Source organism: Eikenella halliae (genome assembly GCF_001648475.1).
In the GTDB taxonomy this organism is placed as follows: Bacteria; Pseudomonadota; Gammaproteobacteria; order Burkholderiales; family Neisseriaceae; genus Eikenella; species Eikenella halliae.
On sequence record NZ_LXSQ01000028.1, the window covers coordinates 103,896 to 125,309 of the forward strand.

23 protein-coding genes, 1 pseudogene and 1 riboswitch are annotated in these 21,414 nt (G+C 56.7%); of the genes and pseudogenes, 10 read left to right on the top strand and 14 right to left on the bottom strand.

The annotated features are described in order from the left end of the window. Positions 1 to 27 precede the first annotated feature (27 nt). From A7Q00_RS11485 to A7Q00_RS11495, 3 genes are all read right to left on the bottom strand, one after another. On the bottom strand, positions 28 to 966 hold the full coding sequence (locus tag A7Q00_RS11485) for a DMT family transporter (protein ID WP_064090658.1): 939 nt from the start codon (positions 964 to 966) through the stop codon (positions 28 to 30). A 215-nt stretch (positions 967 to 1,181) separates the two neighbouring features. Beyond that, positions 1,182 to 1,276: riboswitch (TPP riboswitch) on the bottom strand. A 177-nt stretch (positions 1,277 to 1,453) separates the two neighbouring features. Further along, positions 1,454 to 2,179, bottom strand: coding sequence for a hypothetical protein (locus tag A7Q00_RS11490; protein WP_156503819.1), 726 nt, complete (start codon positions 2,177 to 2,179; stop codon positions 1,454 to 1,456). Positions 2,180 to 2,341: 162 nt separating this feature from the next. Continuing rightward, positions 2,342 to 2,926 carry a hypothetical protein gene (locus A7Q00_RS11495; protein ID WP_064090660.1) on the bottom strand — a complete coding sequence of 195 codons (585 nt, stop codon included), beginning with the start codon at positions 2,924 to 2,926 and terminating at the stop codon, positions 2,342 to 2,344. Between the two features lie 144 nt (positions 2,927 to 3,070). Between A7Q00_RS11495 and A7Q00_RS11500 the strand changes: the two genes are divergently transcribed. The 4 genes from A7Q00_RS11500 to accC all read left to right on the top strand — a co-directional run bounded on the left by A7Q00_RS11500 (position 3,071) and on the right by accC (position 5,922). After that, positions 3,071 to 3,289, top strand: coding sequence for an HP1242/YdcH family protein (locus A7Q00_RS11500; protein ID WP_064090661.1), 219 nt, complete (start codon positions 3,071 to 3,073; stop codon positions 3,287 to 3,289). A 239-nt stretch (positions 3,290 to 3,528) separates the two neighbouring features. Continuing rightward, entirely contained in the window at positions 3,529 to 3,984 is a 456-nt protein-coding gene (aroQ, locus tag A7Q00_RS11505) for a type II 3-dehydroquinate dehydratase (protein WP_064090662.1), read from the top strand. 36 nt (positions 3,985 to 4,020) lie between these two features. Next, positions 4,021 to 4,482, top strand: coding sequence for an acetyl-CoA carboxylase biotin carboxyl carrier protein (gene accB / locus A7Q00_RS11510; protein ID WP_064090663.1), 462 nt, complete (start codon positions 4,021 to 4,023; stop codon positions 4,480 to 4,482). A 60-nt stretch (positions 4,483 to 4,542) separates the two neighbouring features. Further along, on the top strand, positions 4,543 to 5,922 hold the full coding sequence (gene accC / locus A7Q00_RS11515; protein WP_064090664.1) for an acetyl-CoA carboxylase biotin carboxylase subunit: 1,380 nt from the start codon (positions 4,543 to 4,545) through the stop codon (positions 5,920 to 5,922). Between the two features lie 63 nt (positions 5,923 to 5,985). Here the strand turns inward: accC and A7Q00_RS11520 are convergent, their stop codons facing one another. Continuing rightward, a complete protein-coding gene (locus A7Q00_RS11520) occupies positions 5,986 to 6,459 on the bottom strand; it encodes a DUF6585 family protein (protein ID WP_064090665.1) in 474 nt (157 codons plus the stop codon). Between the two features lie 300 nt (positions 6,460 to 6,759). Here A7Q00_RS11520 and A7Q00_RS11525 point away from each other — a divergent pair, with 300 nt between their 5' ends. Continuing rightward, on the top strand, positions 6,760 to 7,725 hold the full coding sequence (locus A7Q00_RS11525) for a S49 family peptidase (RefSeq protein ID WP_064090666.1): 966 nt from the start codon (positions 6,760 to 6,762) through the stop codon (positions 7,723 to 7,725). A 315-nt stretch (positions 7,726 to 8,040) separates the two neighbouring features. Next, complete coding sequence (locus A7Q00_RS11530; protein WP_064090667.1) at positions 8,041 to 8,277, top strand: GlsB/YeaQ/YmgE family stress response membrane protein; 237 nt, start codon at positions 8,041 to 8,043, stop codon at positions 8,275 to 8,277. Between the two features lie 71 nt (positions 8,278 to 8,348). On the opposite strand, the gene A7Q00_RS13775 is transcribed toward A7Q00_RS11530, so the two are convergent. From A7Q00_RS13775 to A7Q00_RS11560, 7 genes and pseudogenes are all read right to left on the bottom strand, one after another. Continuing rightward, complete coding sequence (locus A7Q00_RS13775) at positions 8,349 to 8,729, bottom strand: hypothetical protein (protein ID WP_156503820.1); 381 nt, start codon at positions 8,727 to 8,729, stop codon at positions 8,349 to 8,351. 42 nt (positions 8,730 to 8,771) lie between these two features. Continuing rightward, positions 8,772 to 9,698 (bottom strand): hypothetical protein, encoded by a 927-nt coding sequence (locus A7Q00_RS11535; RefSeq protein ID WP_064090668.1) that lies wholly within the window; start codon positions 9,696 to 9,698, stop codon positions 8,772 to 8,774. A 736-nt stretch (positions 9,699 to 10,434) separates the two neighbouring features. Beyond that, the gene (locus A7Q00_RS14385; protein ID WP_425387518.1) at positions 10,435 to 11,688 is read right to left on the bottom strand and encodes a 3'-5' exonuclease; all 1,254 of its coding nucleotides are present in this window, start codon (positions 11,686 to 11,688) and stop codon (positions 10,435 to 10,437) included. Between the two features lie 24 nt (positions 11,689 to 11,712). Next, a pseudogene (locus A7Q00_RS14390) lies at positions 11,713 to 12,456 on the bottom strand (UvrD-helicase domain-containing protein); the annotation flags it as partial. A gap of 129 nt (positions 12,457 to 12,585) precedes the next feature. Continuing rightward, positions 12,586 to 12,951: an SEL1-like repeat protein gene (locus A7Q00_RS11550; protein ID WP_064090671.1), complete on the bottom strand. Its 366-nt coding sequence runs from the start codon at positions 12,949 to 12,951 to the stop codon at positions 12,586 to 12,588. A 146-nt stretch (positions 12,952 to 13,097) separates the two neighbouring features. Next, entirely contained in the window at positions 13,098 to 13,403 is a 306-nt protein-coding gene (locus A7Q00_RS11555) for an RnfH family protein (RefSeq protein WP_064090672.1), read from the bottom strand. Next, the gene (locus tag A7Q00_RS11560; protein ID WP_064090673.1) at positions 13,396 to 13,833 is read right to left on the bottom strand and encodes a type II toxin-antitoxin system RatA family toxin; all 438 of its coding nucleotides are present in this window, start codon (positions 13,831 to 13,833) and stop codon (positions 13,396 to 13,398) included. Before A7Q00_RS11560 ends, A7Q00_RS11555 begins: the two co-directional genes overlap by 8 nt. Positions 13,834 to 14,057: 224 nt before the next feature. On the opposite strand from A7Q00_RS11560, the gene dprA reads away from it, so the two are divergent. The 3 genes from dprA (at position 14,058) to topA (ending at position 18,254) form a co-directional block, all read left to right on the top strand. Next, positions 14,058 to 15,296 carry a DNA-processing protein DprA gene (gene dprA, locus A7Q00_RS11565; protein WP_064090674.1) on the top strand — a complete coding sequence of 413 codons (1,239 nt, stop codon included), beginning with the start codon at positions 14,058 to 14,060 and terminating at the stop codon, positions 15,294 to 15,296. A gap of 86 nt (positions 15,297 to 15,382) precedes the next feature. Beyond that, positions 15,383 to 15,763 carry a DUF494 family protein gene (locus A7Q00_RS11570; RefSeq protein ID WP_425387516.1) on the top strand — a complete coding sequence of 127 codons (381 nt, stop codon included), beginning with the start codon at positions 15,383 to 15,385 and terminating at the stop codon, positions 15,761 to 15,763. Positions 15,764 to 15,953: 190 nt separating this feature from the next. Beyond that, the gene (topA, locus tag A7Q00_RS11575; RefSeq protein ID WP_064090675.1) at positions 15,954 to 18,254 is read left to right on the top strand and encodes a type I DNA topoisomerase; all 2,301 of its coding nucleotides are present in this window, start codon (positions 15,954 to 15,956) and stop codon (positions 18,252 to 18,254) included. 65 nt (positions 18,255 to 18,319) lie between these two features. Here the strand turns inward: topA and A7Q00_RS11580 are convergent, their stop codons facing one another. The 3 genes from A7Q00_RS11580 to A7Q00_RS11590 form a co-directional block, all read right to left on the bottom strand. Continuing rightward, positions 18,320 to 18,610: a putative quinol monooxygenase gene (locus A7Q00_RS11580; protein WP_206501469.1), complete on the bottom strand. Its 291-nt coding sequence runs from the start codon at positions 18,608 to 18,610 to the stop codon at positions 18,320 to 18,322. 526 nt (positions 18,611 to 19,136) lie between these two features. After that, complete coding sequence (locus A7Q00_RS11585) at positions 19,137 to 19,580, bottom strand: bactofilin family protein (RefSeq protein WP_064090677.1); 444 nt, start codon at positions 19,578 to 19,580, stop codon at positions 19,137 to 19,139. A 39-nt stretch (positions 19,581 to 19,619) separates the two neighbouring features. Then, positions 19,620 to 20,498 (bottom strand): M23 family metallopeptidase, encoded by an 879-nt coding sequence (locus A7Q00_RS11590; protein WP_064090678.1) that lies wholly within the window; start codon positions 20,496 to 20,498, stop codon positions 19,620 to 19,622. Between the two features lie 196 nt (positions 20,499 to 20,694). Here A7Q00_RS11590 and A7Q00_RS11595 point away from each other — a divergent pair, with 196 nt between their 5' ends. Next, positions 20,695 to 21,327 (top strand): hypothetical protein, encoded by a 633-nt coding sequence (locus A7Q00_RS11595; protein ID WP_064090679.1) that lies wholly within the window; start codon positions 20,695 to 20,697, stop codon positions 21,325 to 21,327. The last annotated feature ends 87 nt before the right edge of the window (positions 21,328 to 21,414 follow it).

A 21,414-nucleotide genomic window follows, 5' to 3' on the forward strand; every position in this document is an offset into this window, starting at 1 on the left:
GAATATGAAGGACTCCATTCTAACCGCTTATCCCGCGCTTTCCAAAGCCCGTTTTCTCGCCGCGCCCCATTCCGAAGCCGCAATTCCCGCCGCCACCAAGATTAAGGCCGTGAGCACATAGCCGCCCAGCCGCTCGTCTGGAAAGGCCGCCGCGCCCACCAGCGCGCCGAACACCGGCAGCAGGTTCATCGTGAGCGCCGCCCGCCCCGCGCCAATCACAATCACGCTTTCCATATAAAACAGCTTGGACAGAATTGCAATAAACACAGCAACATAAAGCAGCAACAACCAAGCCTGCCACGGCGGCAGCCGGAAGCCCCTCTCCACCCCCTCCCACACATAAAACGGCGCACTCGCCACCACCGCCGCCACGCACATCGCCCACAGCAGGCTTGCCCAATGCACCTTCGGCGCCGCACGCAACGCCAGTGAATAGCCGGCATAAATCAAAGAAGTAGCCAATGCCAGCGCATCCCCTTGCGACAAACCCGTTTCCAGCAGCGCGGCCGGATTGCCTCGGCCCACCACCCACACCACGCCCGCAAACGACAGCCCCACCCCCAACCATTGCAGCCAATGCGCCCGCGTGCGCCAAAACAGCACCTCCGCGAGCAACACCATCACTGGAATCAGCGCCGTGATAATCGACACATTCACCACCGCCGCCCCGCGTGCAAACGCGCTGTAGAGCACAATATTAAACAGCGCAAACCCGCTGCCGCCCACCAGCAACAGCCACAACACACGCTGCTTGAGCACAGGCAGATCCTCCCGAATCCGCGCGCGGAACAGCCACGAAAGCAGCAAAGCCGCCAGCACCCAGCGCCAAAACGTAAATTCATCAGGCGAAAGCCAAGCCTTGCCCAGCTTGCCCGCCACATTGCTCGTGGCCCAGAACGCCGGTGCCAAAAACAGCATCACATAAGGGTGCGGCAGGCCGTTTGCCTGCCAAATACGGAAACGCATGGTTTAATCCTCTTGCAACAGCCCGCCGCTACCGTCGGAAGGCTACCTGAAAAATATTTACTGCGAAAACACAGTTGCTTACAGGCGAAGATTGCATGCCATGCTCAGGACGGCAGGCAACAAAAAACGCCCCGATAAATCGGAGCGCATCATCACGTTGCCGCGGCAGAATCCGTTCTGCCGCCTGCGGCCAATCAAACCGGGCAGTATCCCGCCCAAACCGGCCGCGAGTTCCCTCCGCCGGCATTAACCGGTTCAGGTGCAACGGGTATGTTCTCAGCCGCGCAAGGCGGCACCCCGACTCAAGGGGGCAGATTATAGCCCTGGGTAACGGCTTTGAGTAGGCTGCCTTTTCAGGTAGCCCGAAAGAAGGGATGGGCTACCTGAAAAACGGTGGGCTTATCAACCCAGCCTGCTCTCTATTGCCTTTTCAGGTAGCCTGAAAGGGGAGTGCAGGCAGCAAGTGTTTTCCTGCCCATTTAAAGAATCAAGTATTTGGTACGGCCGTAATATGGCTCAGTTTCCCTTTTTCATCATAATGCAGCACGGATACAAATTCGGCACGCTCGCGCCCCAAATTCTGCTTTCGTACACTATCATGGTAATGTACGGTTTGAACAACGTACTTTAATTGTTTGTTTGCATCATATACGAATGCACTGGTGTAATAACCAAGATGGTAATTAATACCAACTGAAACTTGCACGGTATCCGATAACCAGAAAAAATCTTCCACAGCCAGAACTTCAAAACGCGAAAATTGATTCCTATAAGGAAAAGTAAGGCAATTGTTTTGTAATAATTCAAAATGCCTATAACGGATACCAAATCTGGTTATCTTTTCATTTTCATAAATGTAGCATGATAGGATTTCATCCGCGTCATCTTGCAATGGGTTGATGTCCAATAATAATTTTTCGCCGCAGAAACCATAACTGTCATAACCTCGTTTTGCTTCCTCTGCCAATGAAATAAACGGTTTTTTCAATAATCTTGGCGTTTTAAATCCTTGCCCCATCAGTTCCATGATGTATGGCGTAGGATAGGCGGCAGTGCCATTTTTAGCAATTTTCCAAGATGTTACCTGAGTAAACGTTTTTTCAACAATCGCTTTTAATTCCTCAGGGTGGTCTTGATAATATTTGTAGCGCTCAAATAGCGAATCGTAGCATGCTTTGATTTCAGGAATGGATTGAATTTGGGATAAATACATAAGGGCTCCGTGTTTAACAGATTGTTTTGAATTGCTTCTAATGGCCATATTTTTTCTTGGTGGCAAGATTAGGTTGGATTAGCCGTTGGTGTAACCAAACTATGCCTGCCGTCCTTCCAATTTTCAGGTAGCCTCAAGCCGCCTTGAAGGGCTACCTGAAAACTATACCAATCCTGCCATCTCGAAAAACGCCCGATATGCCGCTGCCTTTTTCTGCAAACTCAGCGGATACGCCCGCGAGGTGGAAGGCAGGCGGGTGAGGGTAAGATGCCGATCGGCCAAAGTGAAGGGCAGCGTTTCGCCGGTTTTCGGCATTTTTGGCGCATCGGGCAGCAGGGAGAGCAGCACTTCGGTGGCCTTGCCGCCGGTGGTGCATATATGGCGGCAGTGCGGCAGCCGGGCGAGTACGGCGGGCAAATCCACGGTTTCCACCACGCGCAGGAATTTGTCGGAGGCGTTGTCTTGCTCGCGCACGGCTTTGAGCACGGTGGGGCAGGAGGCGATGCCGCGCTCGTGCAGGAAGGCTTTGATTTTTTCCGCGTCAAATGCTTTTTCGCCTATTTTTTGGAAGTGCGCGGCATCGTTGAAGAACACAAGCCCGTACACGCGCCACATGTCGTTGATGAAATTGGGATAGTGAAACTGCATGGCGTGCTTTTCCGCCTTGGGCGGGAAGGTGCCCATCATCATCACGGTGGCTTTAGGCGGCAGCAGGGCGGGGAAGGGGTGGCTTTCGATTTCGGGCATGGCGGCAAGGCATATAGTTTCGGGGGTTTCATTATAAAACGAATAAAGGCGTGGGCCGTTCGATTTTTCCCGCTGGCTATGGTAAAGTGGCAGGCAAGATAAAAAGTTTGTTCAACCCTTAACCAACCCGAAAGCGAGAAAATAATGTTCCCCGAATACCGCGACCTCATCAGCCAGCTCAAACAATCCGACAAACGCTTCGCCCGCCTGTTCGACGAACACAACGAGCTGGACGAAAAAATCGCCAACTTGGCCAAAAACCCGATTACCGGCAATCTGGAAGAAGTGGAAGTGTTGAAAAAACAGAAATTGCAGCTGAAAGACCAGCTTTATCAGATTCTGAAACAGCACGACCATAAATAAAGCCTGATTCGCCCCAAAAAACGGAGGCTACCTGAAAATGCAGCGCGGCAGGATTTCTGCGCCGCCGGCGTTTTCAGGTAGCCTCCTGCTTTACAAACCCTGCTGTTTCCATACAGATAAATACAAAAACTGGACATTTCCCCCACTATCGCCGAAAATGCGCATCTTGCCCTACCGGCGGCAAAGCGCGTTTTCAGGCGCGATTATTCATTTCAACCGAATTTAAACTGCCCTCCAGCATGAAACCCGCCATCCTCGTTATGCACGGCCCCAACCTCAATCTTTTGGGGCGGCGCGAACCGGAAATCTACGGCTGCACCACCCTTGCCGACATCAATGCCGGCCTGCAGGCGCGCGCCGAAGCCGCCGGTTTTGCCTTTGAAGCCGTGCAGAGCAATGCCGAAGCCGTGCTGGTGGAGCGTGCCCAGGCGGCCATGGCCGACCATACCGCCTTCATCATCATCAACCCGGCCGCCTACACCCACACCAGTGTCGCCCTGCGCGATGCGCTCGCCGCCGCCGGCAAACCCTTTATCGAAGTCCACCTCTCCAACGTGCACGCCCGCGAGCCCTTCCGCCGCCATTCCTATTTTTCCGATTTGGCGCAGGGCGTGATTTGCGGGCTGGGCGCACACGGCTACACTGCCGCGCTGGATTTCGCCATTGAATACTTGCAACAAAAACAGGCCGGCTAAAGCCCGGCTCCGAATCCCTTAAAAGGACCTCTGATTATGGATTTACGCAAACTCAAAAAACTCATCGACTTGGTGGAAGAATCCGGCATTGCCGAGATTGAAGTAACCGAAGGCGAAGAAAAAGTGCGCATCACCCGCTCGCTGGCCGCCCCGCAGCCCGTGTATGCCGCCGCGCCTGCCGTGGCCGCCGCTCCGGCTCCCGCCGCTGCCGCAGCCGCGCCCGTTGCAGCCGAAGGCGCGCCTGCCGCCCCCGCCCGCGATTTGAGCAAAGCGCAAACCTCGCCCATGGTGGGCACTTTCTACCGCGCCCCCGGCCCGAACGCGCCGGTGTTTGTGGAAGTGGGCCAGAGCGTGAACGCCGGCGACACCTTGTGCATCATCGAAGCCATGAAGCTGATGAACGAAATCGAAGCCGAACGCAGCGGCGTGGTGAAAGAAATTCTGGTGGAAAACGGCCAGCCGGTAGAGTTTGGCGAGCCGCTGTTTATCATCGAATAATTTTTCAGGTAGCCTCCTGCTGCGGCATAAAGGCTACCTGAAAACCATAAGGCAAAGATTATGCTGAAAAAAATCCTCATCGCCAACCGTGGCGAAATCGCCCTGCGCGTATTGCGCGCCTGCCGCGAAATGGGCATCGCCACCGTGGCCGTGCATTCCACTGCCGACAACGACAGCCTGCACGTTAAGCTGGCCGACGAATCCGTCTGCATCGGTCCCGCCCCCTCTGCGCAGAGCTATCTGCACATTCCTTCCATCATCGCCGCCGCCGAAGTAACCGGCGCCGACGCCGTCCACCCCGGCTACGGCTTCCTAGCCGAAAACGACCGCTTTGCCGAGCAGGTGGAAGAATCCGGCTTCATCTTCATCGGCCCGCGTGCCGAAACCATCCGCCTGATGGGCGACAAAGTGTCCGCCAAAAAAGCCATGCTCGAATCCGGCGTGCCCTGCGTGCCCGGTTCGGACGGTGCGCTTTCCGACGACCCCGACGAAATCCTGCAAACCGCCGATCGCGTGGGCTACCCCGTGATCATCAAAGCCTCCGGCGGCGGCGGCGGGCGCGGCATGCGCGTGGTGGAAAAGAAAGAAGACCTGATTAAGGCCGTGGAAATGACCAAGGCCGAAGCCGAGGCCGCCTTCGGCAACCCGATGGTGTATATGGAACGCTTCCTGCAACGCCCGCGCCACGTGGAAGTGCAGGTGCTGGCCGACGAGCACGGTAACGCCATTTATCTGGGCGAGCGCGACTGTTCCATGCAACGCCGCCACCAAAAGGTAATCGAAGAAGCGCCTGCGCCCGGCATCACCGCCAAAGAGCGCGAGAAAATCGGCAAAGCCTGCGTGGCCGCCTGCAAACGCATCGGCTACCGCGGCGCCGGCACGTTTGAATTTCTGTATGAAGACGGCGAATTCTTCTTCATCGAAATGAATACCCGCGTGCAGGTGGAACACCCCGTAACCGAGCTGATTACCGGCATCGACATCGTGCAGGAACAGCTGCGCATCGCCGCCGGGCTGCCGCTGCAATACAAACAGAAAGACGTGGTGATCCAAGGCCATGCCTTCGAGTGCCGCATCAACGCCGAAGACCCCTACAGCTTCATCCCCAGCCCGGGCTGCATCACCAGCTGCCATCTGCCCGGCGGCTTCGGTGTGCGCGTGGACAGTCACATCTACCAGGGCTACCGCATCCCGCCGAACTACGACAGCCTCATCGGCAAAATCTGCGTGTATGGCAAAAACCGCGAGCAGGCCATAGCCAAAATGCGCGTTGCCCTCTCCGAGCTCACCGTGAGCGGTATCAAAACCAATGCCCCGCTGCACGACGACCTGTTCCGCGACCCCGGCTTCGCCAAAGGCGGCGTGAGCATCCATTATCTGGAGCACTGGCTGGAAGAGCGCAAAGCCCGGCTGCAAGCTGAGAAGCAGGCTGAAAAATAGTTTGTTGTGATCAGATGAATAAAGGCTACCTGAAATGTTCAGGTAGCCTTTTCCTTAATCTGCTTAGTGGAAGATGACATCGTCTTCATCATCCTGAAACAGGAATTGCGCGATGAAATTGTAGAAATCTCTACGCGGCTTCCAGTTGTTTTTCAGCAGCACACTACCTTGCGGCGTGTCGATGCGGGCATGCATAAACGAGCCGGGCGATTCGATTTGCGAGAATTTGGATTGAATGCCGCGAATTTCCCGATACACCACAACATGTTCTTTAAACAGGGTTTGCAGGATAAAGCCGTGTTCGTACAGCGTGAGGCGCGACCTAAACTGCCCCGCCACATAAATGCCATACCAAGCGATGAACAAGATGTTAAACCAGCCCACAACATTGGCCGGGTCGCCTGAGGCGCGGATGTCTTTGCCTATGCCCGCATTCAGGATAAACATCAGCAGCAGGAAGATAATGGTGGCGAGAAAGGTCCAAGTGAGGGTGTGGCGGAAGGTGGCGAGCTGCCGGCCCAGTTTGCGGTGGCGCATGGTGTGTGTTCCGTTAGGTTTATAAAGAGACGGATTGTAATATAAATAGCCAATATCTACCTGTTTTCAAGGCTTTCTATATTTTCAGGTAGCCTGTAAGCAACAAATTCAAACAAAATATGAACAAATATTATCAAGCTGCCCGCCGCCGCCTAGGCTGCCTGAAATTACCCCGGCCGCCGCGTGTTACAATAGCCGCCCTTTCCCGCCGGAATCAGGCGCATACCTTTTAACTCCGTTGAAGCGAATGCTTTCAGGTAGCCCTTTCGGCTTTCCACATCATGCAAAGAAAGTTACCCCATGAAACACATCATCCGCCGCAATAGCGAGCCCAACAGCGGCAACTGGGAGCGCGACACGCTGGAAAAACTCCTGCTCGAAGCCTACCGCGAGCAGCGCCGCGCCCGTATTTGGAAGCTCATTTTCCGCCTGCTGCTCATCGCCTTTCTGGCACTCTATTTGTTTGCCGTTTTCGGCAAGATGGGCAGCCTCAACCCCGCCTCCGCCGAGCCGCACACTGCCGTCATCCGACTCGAAGGCGCGATTACCGCCGGAGAAAACCAGGCCGGCAAACTGCGCCAGGGTTTGGAAGCCGCCTATAAAAACAAACAGGTGCGCGGCATCATCATCCGTGCCAACAGCCCCGGCGGCTCGCCCGTGGTATCCGGCGTGGCCTACCGCGAAATCCGCCGCCTGCGCGCCGAGCATCCCGGCATCCCCGTGTATGTGGTGGCCGAAGACATGTGTGCCTCCGGCTGCTACTACATCGCCGCCGCCGCCGATAAAATCTATGCCGACCAATCCAGCATCGTCGGCAGCATCGGCGTGGTTGGCAGCGGCTTCGACCTCACCGGCCTGATGCGCAATATGGGCATCCAGCGCCGCCAGCGCACCGCCGGCAGCAACAAAGGCATGGGCGACCCCTTCAGCCCGGAGACCCCCGAGCAAACCGCCATCTGGCAAGGCATGCTGGACGACATCCACCAGCAGTTCATCAAAGCCGTGCGCGACGGGCGCGGCAAACGCCTGAACGAAGCGGATAATCCCGACCTGTTCAGTGGCCGCGTGTACACCGGCAACGAAGCGCTCAAAACCGGCCTCATCGACGGTCTGGGCGACATCTACAGCGTATCGCGCGACATCATCAAAGCCCCCGAGCTGGTGGACTACACCCCTGCCGACGACATCAGCCGCCTGTTCGGCAAAGGCGTGGGCACCAGCGTGCGCCAAGGCCTGCAGGAAGTGTCGCAGGAACAGCTTTGGTAGGGATTAGCCCCTTGCCTTAGCCGGAAAAAGAGGCTACCTGAAAATGCAAGCGCCAACGCAGTGACAATGATTTCTGCGTGCTGGCCAAGCCGAAATTCAGGTAGCCCTTTTTTAACTCCGCTGAAGCTCCGCTTTCAGGTAGCCCGCTTGAAAAGCCGGATATTTGCCTGATATGTATGCCACCTATCAGCGGATTCAAATGAAAATGATGCCAAGCGGCGGGCCGTAGGGCGTACAGGCAGTACGCCAAGGCGGGCCGACGCGTAACATGGCGATTTTCATCCGCTATCACTGCTGTTAAGAGGAGAACCCACCATGATCAGCACCATTATCATCGGCTTCATCATCGGCGTTTTGGCCAAATTCCTGTATCCGGGCGGGCAGCGCCTGGGCATCATCATGACTACGCTGCTCGGCATCGGCGGATCGGTGCTGGCCAGCTGGGTCGGGCAGACGATGGGCTGGTATGCCATCGGCCAGCCCGCAGGCTGGATTGCCTCCACGTTGGGCGCCATAGCCATTCTGGCCATCTTTGCCAGCCTGCGGAAATAAGGTTTGCCGGAAAGCAAAAGCAGCCCCAGCCGACAGCGGGTGGGGCTGCTTTTTATTGTGGGCACACAAAATCAGGGCCAGGCCATGCGGCGCCGGTTTTGCCATTCCGCCATACGCGCCTGCCTTGGGCGCAGGCGTAATCCGATTTTCAGGTAGCCTTTTGAGGCACGGATACTTGGCATTTGGCGCGGCAAACGGCGGGCGGGTGTGAAACCCGCCCTACGGATATCGGCAGCCGCCATGGGTGAGGCTACCTGAAAACTATTTCCCCGCCCGATATAGGCGGGCCGGGGGACGGGCGCAAGCCGCGGGTTTGTTTTTGCTTCGCCGAAATTGATGTTTTCAGGTAGCCTTTTAATGCAGCAGGTAGGATGTTTAGCGGGTTTCAGGTAGCCTGATGGCCGGAGGTGTTGGCGATAGATCGGATTGGTTGCGCCAGCCGGTTGGCCCATTCTATTGGCAGGGGCGGCGCTGGCTCTGATTTTGTTGATTAGTCATTTTATAAACTCCGCTTTAGATTGATTTAATGGAATTAGCACCTTACTAGAAAAGGTAATTGCTTTTTGGTCATATGGGTCTTCACCAGGACATCGCTCGCCTCTGCCCCAAGGGTTTGGATTCTGCTCAAATTTGGAATAGCCTAATTCCGGCACAAAGGCATACATGGTTTTCTCAGCCATCAATTCATTGGTTTGGGTATCGATAATCTTGATGGTTGTTCCCGCTATCCAATGTTTGCGGTTTTCCCAGGAAATATCGTTCTCGTAAGTAACGGCATAGCGGGCACGGGGATGGGGATTAGTTTGCTTATCGACAATCCAACTCCCGTTCTTCGACCAAGCCATATAACGGGTAACAGATTGATCTTTTTGCAATACATCAACATAGCTGTAGAAGACATTAGATCTACTTGGCAAAAAACTTTTAATATAATTCTCACGCCTTGATTCACTCTCCACCGCCGCATCCTCCCACATCTGGTCTTTCAGCGGGTTGTAGCGGTTGCTCTGATACTTCTCGTCATCCCCGCGCACTTTCAGCAGCAGGATGCCGTCCACATTGTCCGCCGTGCGGTAGATCTTCTCGCCGGCGTTTTGGCATAGCTGGTCGAAGCGGGCTTTGGCGGGCTCGTAGTATTGCTTGCGCCATGCTGCGCGTTCGGCTCTCGCCCGCTGCAATTCCTGCTGCCGCTGCGCATCCCGCTCTTTTTGCAGAAAATAGGGAATAACGAGGAATACAAACAACACAATCAGCGCAGGAACGGGCACTAGCCAGCGGTGTTTCTGCATCCACTGCGGTTTGATGTGGTAGCACACCACTGAGGCAATGATTGCTATCACGATGGCAGCCACGATACCGATAACTTCCAAAACATTAAACAGGGAATAGAGGAATCGGCCGAGATCGCGCGAGGTGAACATGGGGTAGGGTGTCCTTTGCTTAATTTGGCTGGGTTTTGAATCGGTCTGCCTATAAGGCTACCTGAAAAGTTTTCGGCATGTTTGGGAGGTGCTTTCTGATTGCAGACTTGGCTTTTAAGTTTTCGCTTCGCTGAAGTTTCTTGTTTTTCAGGTAGCCCTTCGGTAGGCGCCTTCCCTTCTTGAGGCTACCTGAAAACCTTTCCTTTGCTCTGCACCAATCTTCACCGCTTGTTTTCAGGTAGCCTCTTGCCCATCCGCACCCGTCAAACAAAAACACCGCTGTGCGCAGCATGAAGGCCATGCTGGCGGTAGCGGTGTTGCTGTGTGGTGCGGCGGTACGGCGTGTTCGCGGGGGAATCCATTTGGGCTCCGGATTGGGTCGTATCGGTTGATGTGCGGCATGGTAGCTTGCTGGGGCGGCGGCTGGCAAGCCGATGTTTTGTATGGGTAGGTGTGTGGAGCGCACGTACTCGGGTTTTATCTTCGTTGAAGCTGCGTTTGGGCTGCGCAGAAACTCACGGTATTTGTTTTGGCGGAACTCGCTACGCTTGTTTTTACTATGTAGAAACTCGCTGCGCTCGTTTTAACTCCGTTGAAGCTTACGCTTTCAGGTAGCCTTTTGGTGGCATGGCAAACCGGCTGGGCTTTCGCTACGGCCTGGGTTCGCCTTGCCGTGCTTCTGTGCTGTCTGCGGCTCGCTGCTTTGTATCGGAAGCCCATTCGGCCCGCTATGTGTTTATTTGTTCTGTTCCATTTTGGCGTTGAGCATATCGAGCATGCTGCGCAGGTTGGCTTTGCCTTCTTCGTGGCTCACGATGGGTTCGCCGCCTTTGCGGCCGAGGATTTTGAGGTCGGCTTGGGGCATTTCGCCGATAAAGCGGCTGGGCTCGGGGAATTGCCAGCCGCCTTGGCGGCGGCGTTTGACGCAGTGGGTGAGGGTGAGGCTGTGTTTGGCGCGGGTGATGCCGACATACATGAGGCGGCGTTCTTCGTCGAGGTTGCCTTCTTCTACGCTGTCGGCGTGGGGGAAGAGGCCTTCTTCGCAGCCGGCGAGGATGACGTGGGGGTATTCGAGGCCTTTGGCGGCGTGCAGGGTGGAGAGGGTGACGGTGTCGGTTTCTTCTTTGCTGCGGCTGTCGAGCAGGTTCATCAGGGCGATGGTTTGGGAGAGTTCGATCAGGGTTTTGCCGTCTTGTTCGCCTTTTCTGGCCAGCCAGGCGCATAAATCTTGCACGTTGCGCCATTTGATTTCGCCGCTTTTGCCTTCTTCGTGTTCGAGCAGGTAGGTTTCGTAGCGGATGTCGGTCAGGAGCTCTTGGATGAGGCTGCCTGCGGGCTCGCTTTGGGCGCGGCTTTGGTAGCTTTGCATAAGGGCGGTGAACTGGCGCAGGGCTTCGCGGCCGGCGGCGGGGAGTTGGGCTAGGGCTTCGGCGGTGTTGGCGGCGGCGTAGAGGCTGCAGGAGGCAGCTGCTGCGTAGCGGTTGAGGCTGCTGAGGGTGGCGTCGCCGATGCCGCGTTTGGGAGTGGTGGCGGCGCGCAGGAAGGCGGGGTCGTCGTCGGGGTTGGCGAGTAGGCGCAGGTAGGCGAGGATGTCTTTGATTTCGGCTTTGTCAAAGAAGCTTTGGCCGCCGGAAACGCGGTAGGGGATGTGGGCGCTGCGCAGGGCTTCTTCAAACAGGCGGGCTTGGTGGTTGCTGCGGTAGAGGATGGCGAAGTCGGCGTAGTTGAGGCTGCCGCCGCTTTGGTTGCGCCGGCGGATGATGCTGCCGGCGGCGTATTCGGCTTCGTGTTGTTCGTTTTGGCAGGCGATGATGCGCACGGGCTCGCCTTCGCCGTATTGGCTCCAGAGGGTTTTGGGGAAGAGCTTGGGGTTGTTGGCGATAACTTGGTTGGCCACGCGCAGGATGCGGGCGGAGGAGCGGTAGTTTTGCTCGAGCTTGATGATTTTGAGGGCGGGGTAGTCTTGCTGGAGCAGGCGGAGGTTTTCCATGTTGGCGCCGCGCCAGGCGTAGATGCTTTGGTCGTCGTCGCCCACGGCGGTGAAGCGGCCTTCGGCGCCGGTGAGCAGCTTCATGAGGGTGTATTGGCAGGTATTGGTGTCTTGGCATTCGTCCACCAGGAGGTGCAGCAGGCGCATCTGCCATTTGATTCGGATGCCGGCTTCGTTTTGCAGCAGGCGGGTGGGCAGGAGGATGAGGTCGTCGAAATCGACGGCTTGGTAGCTGTGCAGGGTTTCCTGGTAGCCTGCGTAGAGCCGGGCGGTTTGGCGTTCCCATTCGTTGGAGGCTACCTGAAAGGCTTGCTCGGGGGTGAGCAGGTCGTTTTTCCACAGGGAGATTCTGTGCTGGGCGCGGAAGACGGCGTCGCGGCCGCTGCTGCCGAGCAGCTCGGCGATGATTTTGCCGCTGTCGGAGCTGTCGAACACGGAGAAGTTTTGTTTGTAGCCGATGTGTTGGGCTTCTTCGCGCAAGAGGCGCATGCCCAGCGAGTGGAAGGTGCAGACGGTAAGCCCGCGGGTTTGGCGGCTGCCGAGCATGGCGGCGGTGCGCTCCTGCATTTCGGCGGCGGCTTTGTTGGTGAAGGTGATGGCGGCGATGTTGTGCGGGGCGTAGCCCACTTCGCGGATGAGGTGGGCGATTTTTTCGGTGATCACGCGGGTTTTGCCGCTGCCTGCCCCGGCCAGCACAAACAGGGGGCCGCCGAGATAATACACGGCTTCGAGCTGCTGGGGGTTGAGGTGGAAGGATGGTGTGGACATGGGGTGTGGATAAGGCTGCTTGGGGTTTCAGGTAGCCTGTTGCTGGTGTATTGAAAATTTAGCTTCGCAGGAATTCGCTGCGTTCGTTTTTGCTACGCAGAAACTCGCTGCGCTCGTTTTCAGGTAGCCTTATCTTGCTTTGGCGGCTCGGATGTTTTGCAGCAGTTCGTTTATATCTGCACCAGCGCCGTTTTGGAGGGCGGTCTGCGCCCATTTTTCTGCGTTGTGCAGCGTGGCTGCTTGCCGGTCGGTTTGGTATTGGTCGAAGAAAATGTGGGCGAGGTTGGCCTGGGCTTGCAGGTGGCCCAGCTCGGCGGCTTTGATGTGCCAGTATAGGCCTGCCTCATGGTTTTGCTCGTAGAAATCGAAATGGGCGGACAATTTCAATGCGGCTTGGCTGTCGCCTGCGGTGGCGGCTTGTTTTAAACGCTCCAGTTCGTTTGCGGGGATGGCGGCGAAGCTGCTGATGGATGGGTCGGGGTCTGGTAGGGGCATAGGGTGTTCACTTTGGGCATGAGCACTGAGGCTGAGACAGGTAAGGATTAGAGCCGGTATGGCGGCCGGCCGGATGAGTTTGATTGGGCGCATTGTGCTCGTATTTTCCTGTGCAAGAGGCTACCTGAAAATAGTTTGCCTGATTTTCAGGTAGCCTCTTTTTTCTGTTTGGCAGCGGCTTTGCGGCGGCGGTTTTCTTTCGGGTCGATGAGCAGAGCGCGGTACACTTCCACGCGGTCGCCTGTGCGCAGCGGGGTGCTGTCTTCCACTTTTTTGCCAAAGATACCGATGGGCGCGGCGGCAAAATCCACGTGCAGAAATTCGGTTGGCAAGGCGGATTGCAGCACGGCCTGCCGCGCGGTGGTGCCGCAGGCTACCTGAAAAGCCAGCAGGCGTTGTTTGCCCGGTTCAGCATAGGCCACTTCGATATGGAGCGGGGTATCGTTAGGCATAGCGGCGGCCTGCCTCTTTCACGAAAGCGTCTACCAGCGTGCCGCTGATGTGGCTGAACACGGGGCTGATGAGCGCGGAAAGCATGCGGCTGGAAAATTCGTAGTGCAGCTCGAATTCCACTTTGCAGGCATCGTCGCCCAAGGGCAGGAAGTGCCAAGTTCCGTTCAGGCTTTTAAACGGGCCTTCCAGCAACACCATGCGGATTTCGCGACCGGGGATGTTGCGGTTGTGCGTGGCAAATGATTGGCGCACGCCCATATAGTCCATAAACAGCCGTGCTTTCAATTCGTTGCCGCTGCGCTCGATGATTTCGGTGCGGCTGTACCACGGCAGAAACTGCGGATAATCCTCCGCTTTGTCCACCAGCTCGAACATCTGCTCGGCAGAATGTGGCACGAGCAGGGATTTCTTCACGGTTTTGAGCGACATACAAACGGCCTTGGCAATGCAAAGTGCGCATTATATAGCGAAACGCCAAACCGCCCCACCGCCAAGCACGCATATGGCGTATAGGGCTGCATATTATCCATTTTAAACAATATGTTATTTATAATCTGCCATTCTTGGCTTGAAACTTGCTTGAAGTCTGTCCGATACCGTTCGGCAGCCGCCGATTCGCTTCCTCAACTTCATTCCCCATACACACAGAACACATGGAAAACTCCGCAGAACGTTTGGCTTGGATACAGCTTGCGCTGATGCCGTATATCGGCGCGGAAACGTTTTACGAACTCTGCCGCCACTACGGTTCGGCAGCCGCCGTGTGGGCAGCCGAACAGGAAGTGGCCGCCATCCTGCCCAGCCGCCCGGCGCAGGAAGCCTGGCGCAGCCGCCGCCACGAGGCCGAGGCTGCCGCCGAAGCCGCGCTGGCATGGGAGCAGCAGGCAAACTGCCGTTTATTGTTGGCTTGCGACGCAGATTTTCCGCCGCAATTGGGCGAAGGCATCACCGCCCCGCCCTTATTGTTTGCCCGCGGCAACACCGAATGGCTGCATCGGCCTTCGGTGGCCGTCGTGGGTAGCCGGCACGCCACGCCGCAGGCGATGCGGATTGCCGGTGAGTTTGGCGAAGCCTTGGCCGCAGCCGGCATCGTAACCGTATCCGGCATGGCCGCCGGCATCGACAGCGCCGCCCACGAAGGCGCGTTGCGCAAGCAGGGCGGCACGGTGGCGGTGTGGGGCACGGGCATCGACCGCGTGTATCCCGTGGCCAATAAAGCGCTGGCGCACCGCATTGCCGAAGAAGGCTGCGTGCTCTCCGAATTCCCCTTGGGCACGCGCCCGCTGGCCGGTAACTTCCCGCGCCGCAACCGCCTGATTGCCGCGCTCTCCTCTGCCGTGCTGGTGGTGGAAGCCGCTTTGGAATCCGGTTCGCTGATTACCGCGCGGCTGGCGGCAGACATGGGGCGCGAAGTGTTCGCCGTGCCCGGCTCCATCGACAACCCGCACAGCAAAGGCTGCCACGCGCTGATTAAGCAGGGCGCGAAGCTCACCGAAACGCTGGCCGATATTCTGGAAGAATGCCCGCAGCTGCCGCAAACCGCATCGCCTAACCGCCAAACGGCAGCCCAAACCAAAAGGCTACCTGAAAGTGAGCGCAGCGAGTTTCTGCGAAATAAAAATGAAGCTGGCGAGCATTGTGAAACTGAATCGCTCCCAAACGAGCAGCCCGTCTTAACCGATACCGCGCCGGAGCCATCCGAAACGGAAACCTCACTGCTGCTGCAAGCCATGGGCTACGACCCGGTACACCCCGACAGCCTGGCCGAAATGCTCAAACTGCCCGCCGCCGATGTGTATGCCGAACTGACTTTATTAGAAATCAACGGCCAAATTGCCCCACTCTCCGGCGGCCGCTACCAACGTATTGCTCCAAATAGGAATACCAAATGATTGACGTAATTGCCTTCTTGATAAACAACTTCCAAGACTTCGACACCTGCCCGCCCAGCGAGGCCTTGGGCAGCCTCTTGGAGTAGGTGGGTTTCCAGGATGAGGAAATTCGTGATACGCTATTATTTATGAACGTGCTCCAAGAACGCAGCCGCTCGCTGCACCGCAATTTCCGCGAAGAGCAGGCGATGCGCGTGTATCTGCCCGAAGAACTCGCCGCCTTGCCGCCCGAGGCCTTGGGTTTGCTGCACTTTTTGGTGCAAAACGGCGCGCTTTCTGTGGAACAGCGGGAATTTGTGCTGCTGGCGCTGATGCACTTGGCAGACAAGGCAGACGAACCCCTCACCGGTGCACATGTAAAAGTGCTGTCGCTCTTGGTATTGTGGGCAGACAAATCCGAACTGCCGATGCTCATCAGCGACGATTTGGTTAATGCCCTGCTGCACGGCCAGGCGGTGATGAATTGAACAAGGCCGTTGCTCTTTAATATAAAAAGGCTACCTGAAAAATGAAGGTTTTCAGGTAGCCTTTGATTGAATACGGTGCGCTTGCACCCAGATGGATTCAGGCTACCTGAAACCTTGCTTTTATTGGCTAAAGCACAATATTTCTTCAGCTACAGCGTGGCCGGAAACAAAAGTATTTTGCGAGGAAACTATGTCGAAAAACCTGCTGATTGTGGAATCTCCCAACAAAATCAAATCGATTAAAAAATACCTGGGCAGCGATTTTGAAGTATTGGCCTCCTTCGGCCACGTGCGCGATTTGGTGCCGAAAAACGGCGCCGTCGATCCCGAGCACGATTTCGCCATGAAATACGAAGTTCCGGCCAAGAGCAAAAAGCACATTGACGCCATCGTGGCCGCCGCCAAAGAAGCCGACACCCTCTATCTGGCCACCGACCCGGACCGCGAAGGCGAAGCCATTTCCTGGCATATCTACGAAATCCTCAAATCCAAACGCGGCATCAAAAATCTGGACGAGCGCACCCTGCGCGTGGTGTTCCACGAAGTCACCAAAAAAGGCGTGCAGGAAGCCCTCAAGCAGCCGCGCAAGCTCGATATGGGCTTGGTGGACGCGCAACAGGCGCGCCGCGCCTTGGATTACCTGGTCGGCTTCAACCTCTCTCCGCTGCTGTGGAAGAAAATCCGGCGCGGCCTGAGCGCCGGCCGCGTGCAAAGCCCCGCCCTGCGCCTGATTTGCGAGCGTGAAAACGAAATCCGCGCCTTTGAAACGCAGGAATACTGGAGCGTGCACCTCGACAGCCACAAAGGCCGCCAAAAATTCGCCGCCAAGCTCACCCAATGGCAGGGCAGCAAACTGGAGCAGTTCTCCCTGCCCAATGAAGCCGCCCAGGCCGCCGTGTTGGCCGCCATGCAGGGCAAACCGGCGCAAGTGCTCGACGTGGTGAAGAAAAAAGCCACTCGCAAGCCCGCCGCGCCCTACACCACTTCCACCATGCAGCAAGATGCCGTGCGCAAACTCGGCTTCACCACCGACCGCACCATGCGCACCGCCCAGCAGCTGTTTGAAGGCGTGGACGTCGGCCAAGGCTCGGTCGGCCTGATTACTTATATGCGTACCGACAGCGTAACCCTGTCGCAAGACGCGATAACCGAAATCCGCCACTACATCGACAACAAAATCGGCGCCGATTTCCTGCCCAAATCGCCGCGCATGTACCGCACCAAATCCAAAAACGCCCAAGAGGCGCACGAAGCCATCCGCCCCACTTCGGTATACCGCACGCCCGAAAGCGTGAAGCCCTTCCTGTCCGCCGACCAATTCAAGCTCTACCAAATGATTTGGCAGCGCACCATGGCCTGCCAGATGGTGGAAGCCAAATTTGATGCCACCACCGTGGACATCGGCGTGGGCGAAGGCGTATTCCGCGCCACCGGCCAAGTGCTCGTATTTGCCGGTTTCCTGAGCGTGTATCAGGAAGGGCACGATGACGACGACGAGGATGAAGACAACAAAAAACTGCCCGAATTGGCCGTGGGCGACGCCCTGCCTGTGGACAAACTCTACGGCGAGCAGCACTTCACCCAGCCGCCGCCCCGCTTCAACGAAGCCACGCTGGTGAAGGCCTTGGAGGAATTCGGCATCGGCCGCCCCTCCACCTACGCCAGCATCATCAAAACTCTGAAAGACCGAGAATACGTAACCATCGACCAACGCCGTTTCCTGCCCACCGATACCGGCGAAATCGTGAACAAATTCCTCACCGAACATTTCACCCAATACGTGGATTACGATTTCACCGCCAAGCTCGAAGACCAGCTCGACGACATTGCCAACGGCAAACGGCAGTGGATTCCCGTGATGGACAAATTCTGGAAAGGCTTCCACAAACAGATTGAGGAAAAAGCCGGCATCGAGCGCGCCAAAATCACCACCGAAGAGTTGGACGAAACCTGCCCCAAATGCGGCCAGCACAAGCTGCAAATCAAATTCGGCAAACGTGGCCGTTTCATCGCCTGCTCCGGCTACCCCGATTGCGACTACACCCGCAACCTCAACGAAACCGCCGAAGAAGCCGCCAAGGCCGCCGAAGAGCCCACCATCGTAGAAGGGCGCGAATGCCCCAAATGCGGCGGCCAGCTGGTGTATAAAAAAGGCCGTTTCGGCAAATTCATCGGCTGCGCCAACTATCCCAAGTGCAAACACATCGAACCCTTGGAAAAACCCAAAGATACCGGCGTGGCCTGCCCCAAATGCGGTAAAGGTAGTCTGATTGAGCGCAAATCGCGCTACGGCAAGCTGTTCTACAGCTGCAACACCTACCCCGATTGCGACTACGCCACCTGGAACCCGCCCGTGGCCGAGGAATGCCCGAAATGCCACTGGCCGGTGCTCACCATCAAAACCACCAAACGCTGGGGCGTGGAAAAAGTCTGCCCGCAGAAAGAGTGCGGCTGGAAAGAGCAAATCGAACCGCCCGCCCCGAAAGGCTGATGTGTGCCGGCCGGGAAAACAAAGGCTACCTGAAATTTCAGGTAGCCTTTTTTGCCGATTGGGGCTTATTTAATCTGAGTATATAACTGGATAACCGGCGCTTTTTCGCAAGCTTCCACCAAAACGGGCACGATACGGGTGAAGTGTGCGGAGGCGGAATGCGTGTCCAACACAGCCTGGTTTTGCCACAGCTCGATAAAGCTGACTTGGTTGGGCTGCTGGGTGTTTTGATAGAGGTGGTAAGACAGGCAGCCGTTTTCCTTACGGGTTTCGGCAATCAGCTCATCGCAATGTTGCAGGAACTGATCCAGTTCGGCCGGTTTGACTTCGAATTGGGCAACTACGGTAATCATCATGACTCCTTGGTATTGGTGGATAGGCGGTTGGCAGCATTTGATTGAGGCTACCTGAAAAAGAGTGTAACAGAATTTATGGTTGTAAGTATGCCCCATGCCGCGCCGTGCTGTTTTCAGGTAGCCTGGATGGGGGCGGGGCTGGCTGAAAAACGTTGGGCTGATCAACCCGGCCTATTTTTTGCACAGGAGCACATGGCAAGCGGCTGGTAGGAAACTTACCAGTGTGGTGCTTGTACGGTTTTTGAACCAGCCCAAACAAACATGGTGCGTTGGGAGAAGAATGCGGCTGCTTTTATCGGTGCGCGCTTTAATAATATATAGGCTGCTTTCCAAGCCGTTCTGGGGCTTTGGAAAGCAGCCTGTAGTTTTTAGACGGCCTTGGGATGCCGGATTCGAAAACCCGGCCTATGGCTGATACCGGGGCGGGTGACGGCTTGGGCTTGCAGTTGAACAGGGCGGTAAGGTCGACCCGGATTTTGCAGGTTCTGCGGAGGGAATTTTCAGGTAGCCTTTCCGGTTGGGCGGATTATTTGTTTACTGGTTTGTCTGCCGGTGCGGCAATGGCTTTTTCCGGAGTGTTGCCTGCCGGGGGGAGGGTGGCGTTGCCGGCGTTGCGGTCCATACGGATATCGCCGGTGTAAACGGCGCCGTCTTCCACTTGCAGGGATTGGGTGCGGATATTGCCGGTTACGCGGGCATTGGGTTTGAGATGGAGTTTTTTCACTTCGATCAAGCCTTCGGTTTTGCCGAATACGATCAGATCGCTGCCGCGGATGTCGCCGTTCACCGCACCTTTGTCGCCGATGATGACGGTGCCGCCCGCTTGTACGTTGCCTTGGATTTGGCCGTCGATTTTCACCGATTGCTGGCTGAGGATGTCGCCCTGAATCCGGCATTGTGCGCCGATGATGGTGTCGATGGCGCTGGGGGCGGCGGCGGGCTGGGAACGGTCTTTTTTGTCTTTAAACATGATATTTCTCCGGAAGCTTGATGGGAAGGATGCCGCGCTTTATTTGGCGAGGCTGAGGAAGGTGGCGGGGTCGTGCGGCTCGTTGTTGAGGCGCACTTCGTAGTGCAGGTGCGGGCCGGTGGAGCGGCCGGTGGAGCCGATTTTGCCGACGAGGTCACCCGCTTTAACCGTTTGGCCGGGTTGCACGTCGATGTGCGACAAATGGCCGTATACGGTGCTGTAGCCGTAGCCGTGGCGCACTTTCACCACTTGGCCGTAGCCGTTCATGGTGCCGGCAAATTCCACTGTGCCGTTGGCGGTAACGTACACGGGGTCGCCTACGTTGCCGCGAAAATCCAGGCCGTGGTGGAACTCGCTGCCTTTGCCGCTAAACGGGTTGTGCCTGGGGCCGAAGCCGGAGGAGAGCCCGCCTTGGGCAGGGCGGCCGAGCGGTACGGTACGGGCGGCTTTGAGCAGGTTTTCAATGGTTTGGCTGAATTCGGGCGTGTCGGCGGGGGGCAGGATGCTGCGCGGGCCGCCGGCTTGGCTGATGGGTTTGCCTGGCTCGGAGGCGGCGGGTTTCGGGACGGGCACGTTTGCGCCGCGCTGGCGCAGGTAGTTTTGCAGATCGGCCACGGCTTTTTCGGATTGGGCGAGCTGGTTGAGCTTGGCGTTTACTTCGGCGGAGCGGGCTTCTTTCAAGTCTTCGATTTGCTGATTGAGCGCTTGGGTTTGCTGTTGCTGTTGCGCAAATTGGCTGTAGCTTCGGTAGTGATGCCAACCCAAAGCCAACAGCGCGGCCAACAGCACCACCGTGGCCAGGGAAAGGCCGATGATGGTGGGTTTGATGGCGCGCAGCCGAGATTCAGCGATAACGAAAGTTTCGGTGCGGTGCTCGTCCAGCACCATCACCGTAACGGTTTTCTTTTGCTTATCCATTGATTTGCTTGGAAAATGAGTGATTACTCAGATTTGCATTGTATTACAAAATGCCATCGTTTGGCAAAAACAAATCTATCGTTTGGCGGGCGGCTTGCGGTTGGGCAACCGACGGCTTTCAGGTAGCCTCGCACCTATGCGTGGCTTATCTTGCCGGTTTCGCTATACTATCGGCCAGCGTAATCTAGGAAAGCAAATGGGCAATTTTTTCCACACCATACGGCGGATGCATCAGGAAAAGGAACGGCTGAACCGCGATCTGGCGAAAGCTTGGTTCAGCCTGCCCGGGCTCTGGCTGATCGGTATGCTGCTGGCTGCCGGGTTGGGCATGGGCGCATTGGTCACTTCGGCCGAGTGGCACAAGCGGCAGCGGCATTTGAGTATACCCGTGGTCTATACGCATCATGCCGCCGCCGAGCTGAGGCGGCGGCAGTGGGAGAAAGGCCATGATACTGCCCTCCACGTGGCCGGCAGCATCCGCACCGCCGAAGGCAAACAGCTTAATTTGGATTGCCGCAACCTGGCCGACCCGTTGTGCCGATATGATGAAAACATTTGGCAGGATGAAGAAAAGCTGCCCGTGCGAAATATCACCCAAGCCCATTGGCTGAACTACCATGTGATTACCGAGATCGCCTACACCAAAGACGGCAGCGAACGGCTCTACCGCGCCGCCTTCAGCCCGCAGGAAGAAACCGAAAACTGGCGGCTGTATGCCCGCTTGTGGACACGCGCCGCCACCGTGGCCGGAACAGGCTGGCTTGGGCTCAGTATTGCTTGGTATCAGCGTGCCAGACGGCGCAAAAAGGCACGGCAAAAGGCTACCTGAAACCTTATTCCTGTTTCAGGTAGCCTTTTTCAGGTAGCCTGCCCCGCTGCCTTTCTTTTAAAATACGGCATTCCGCTTTTTCATTGT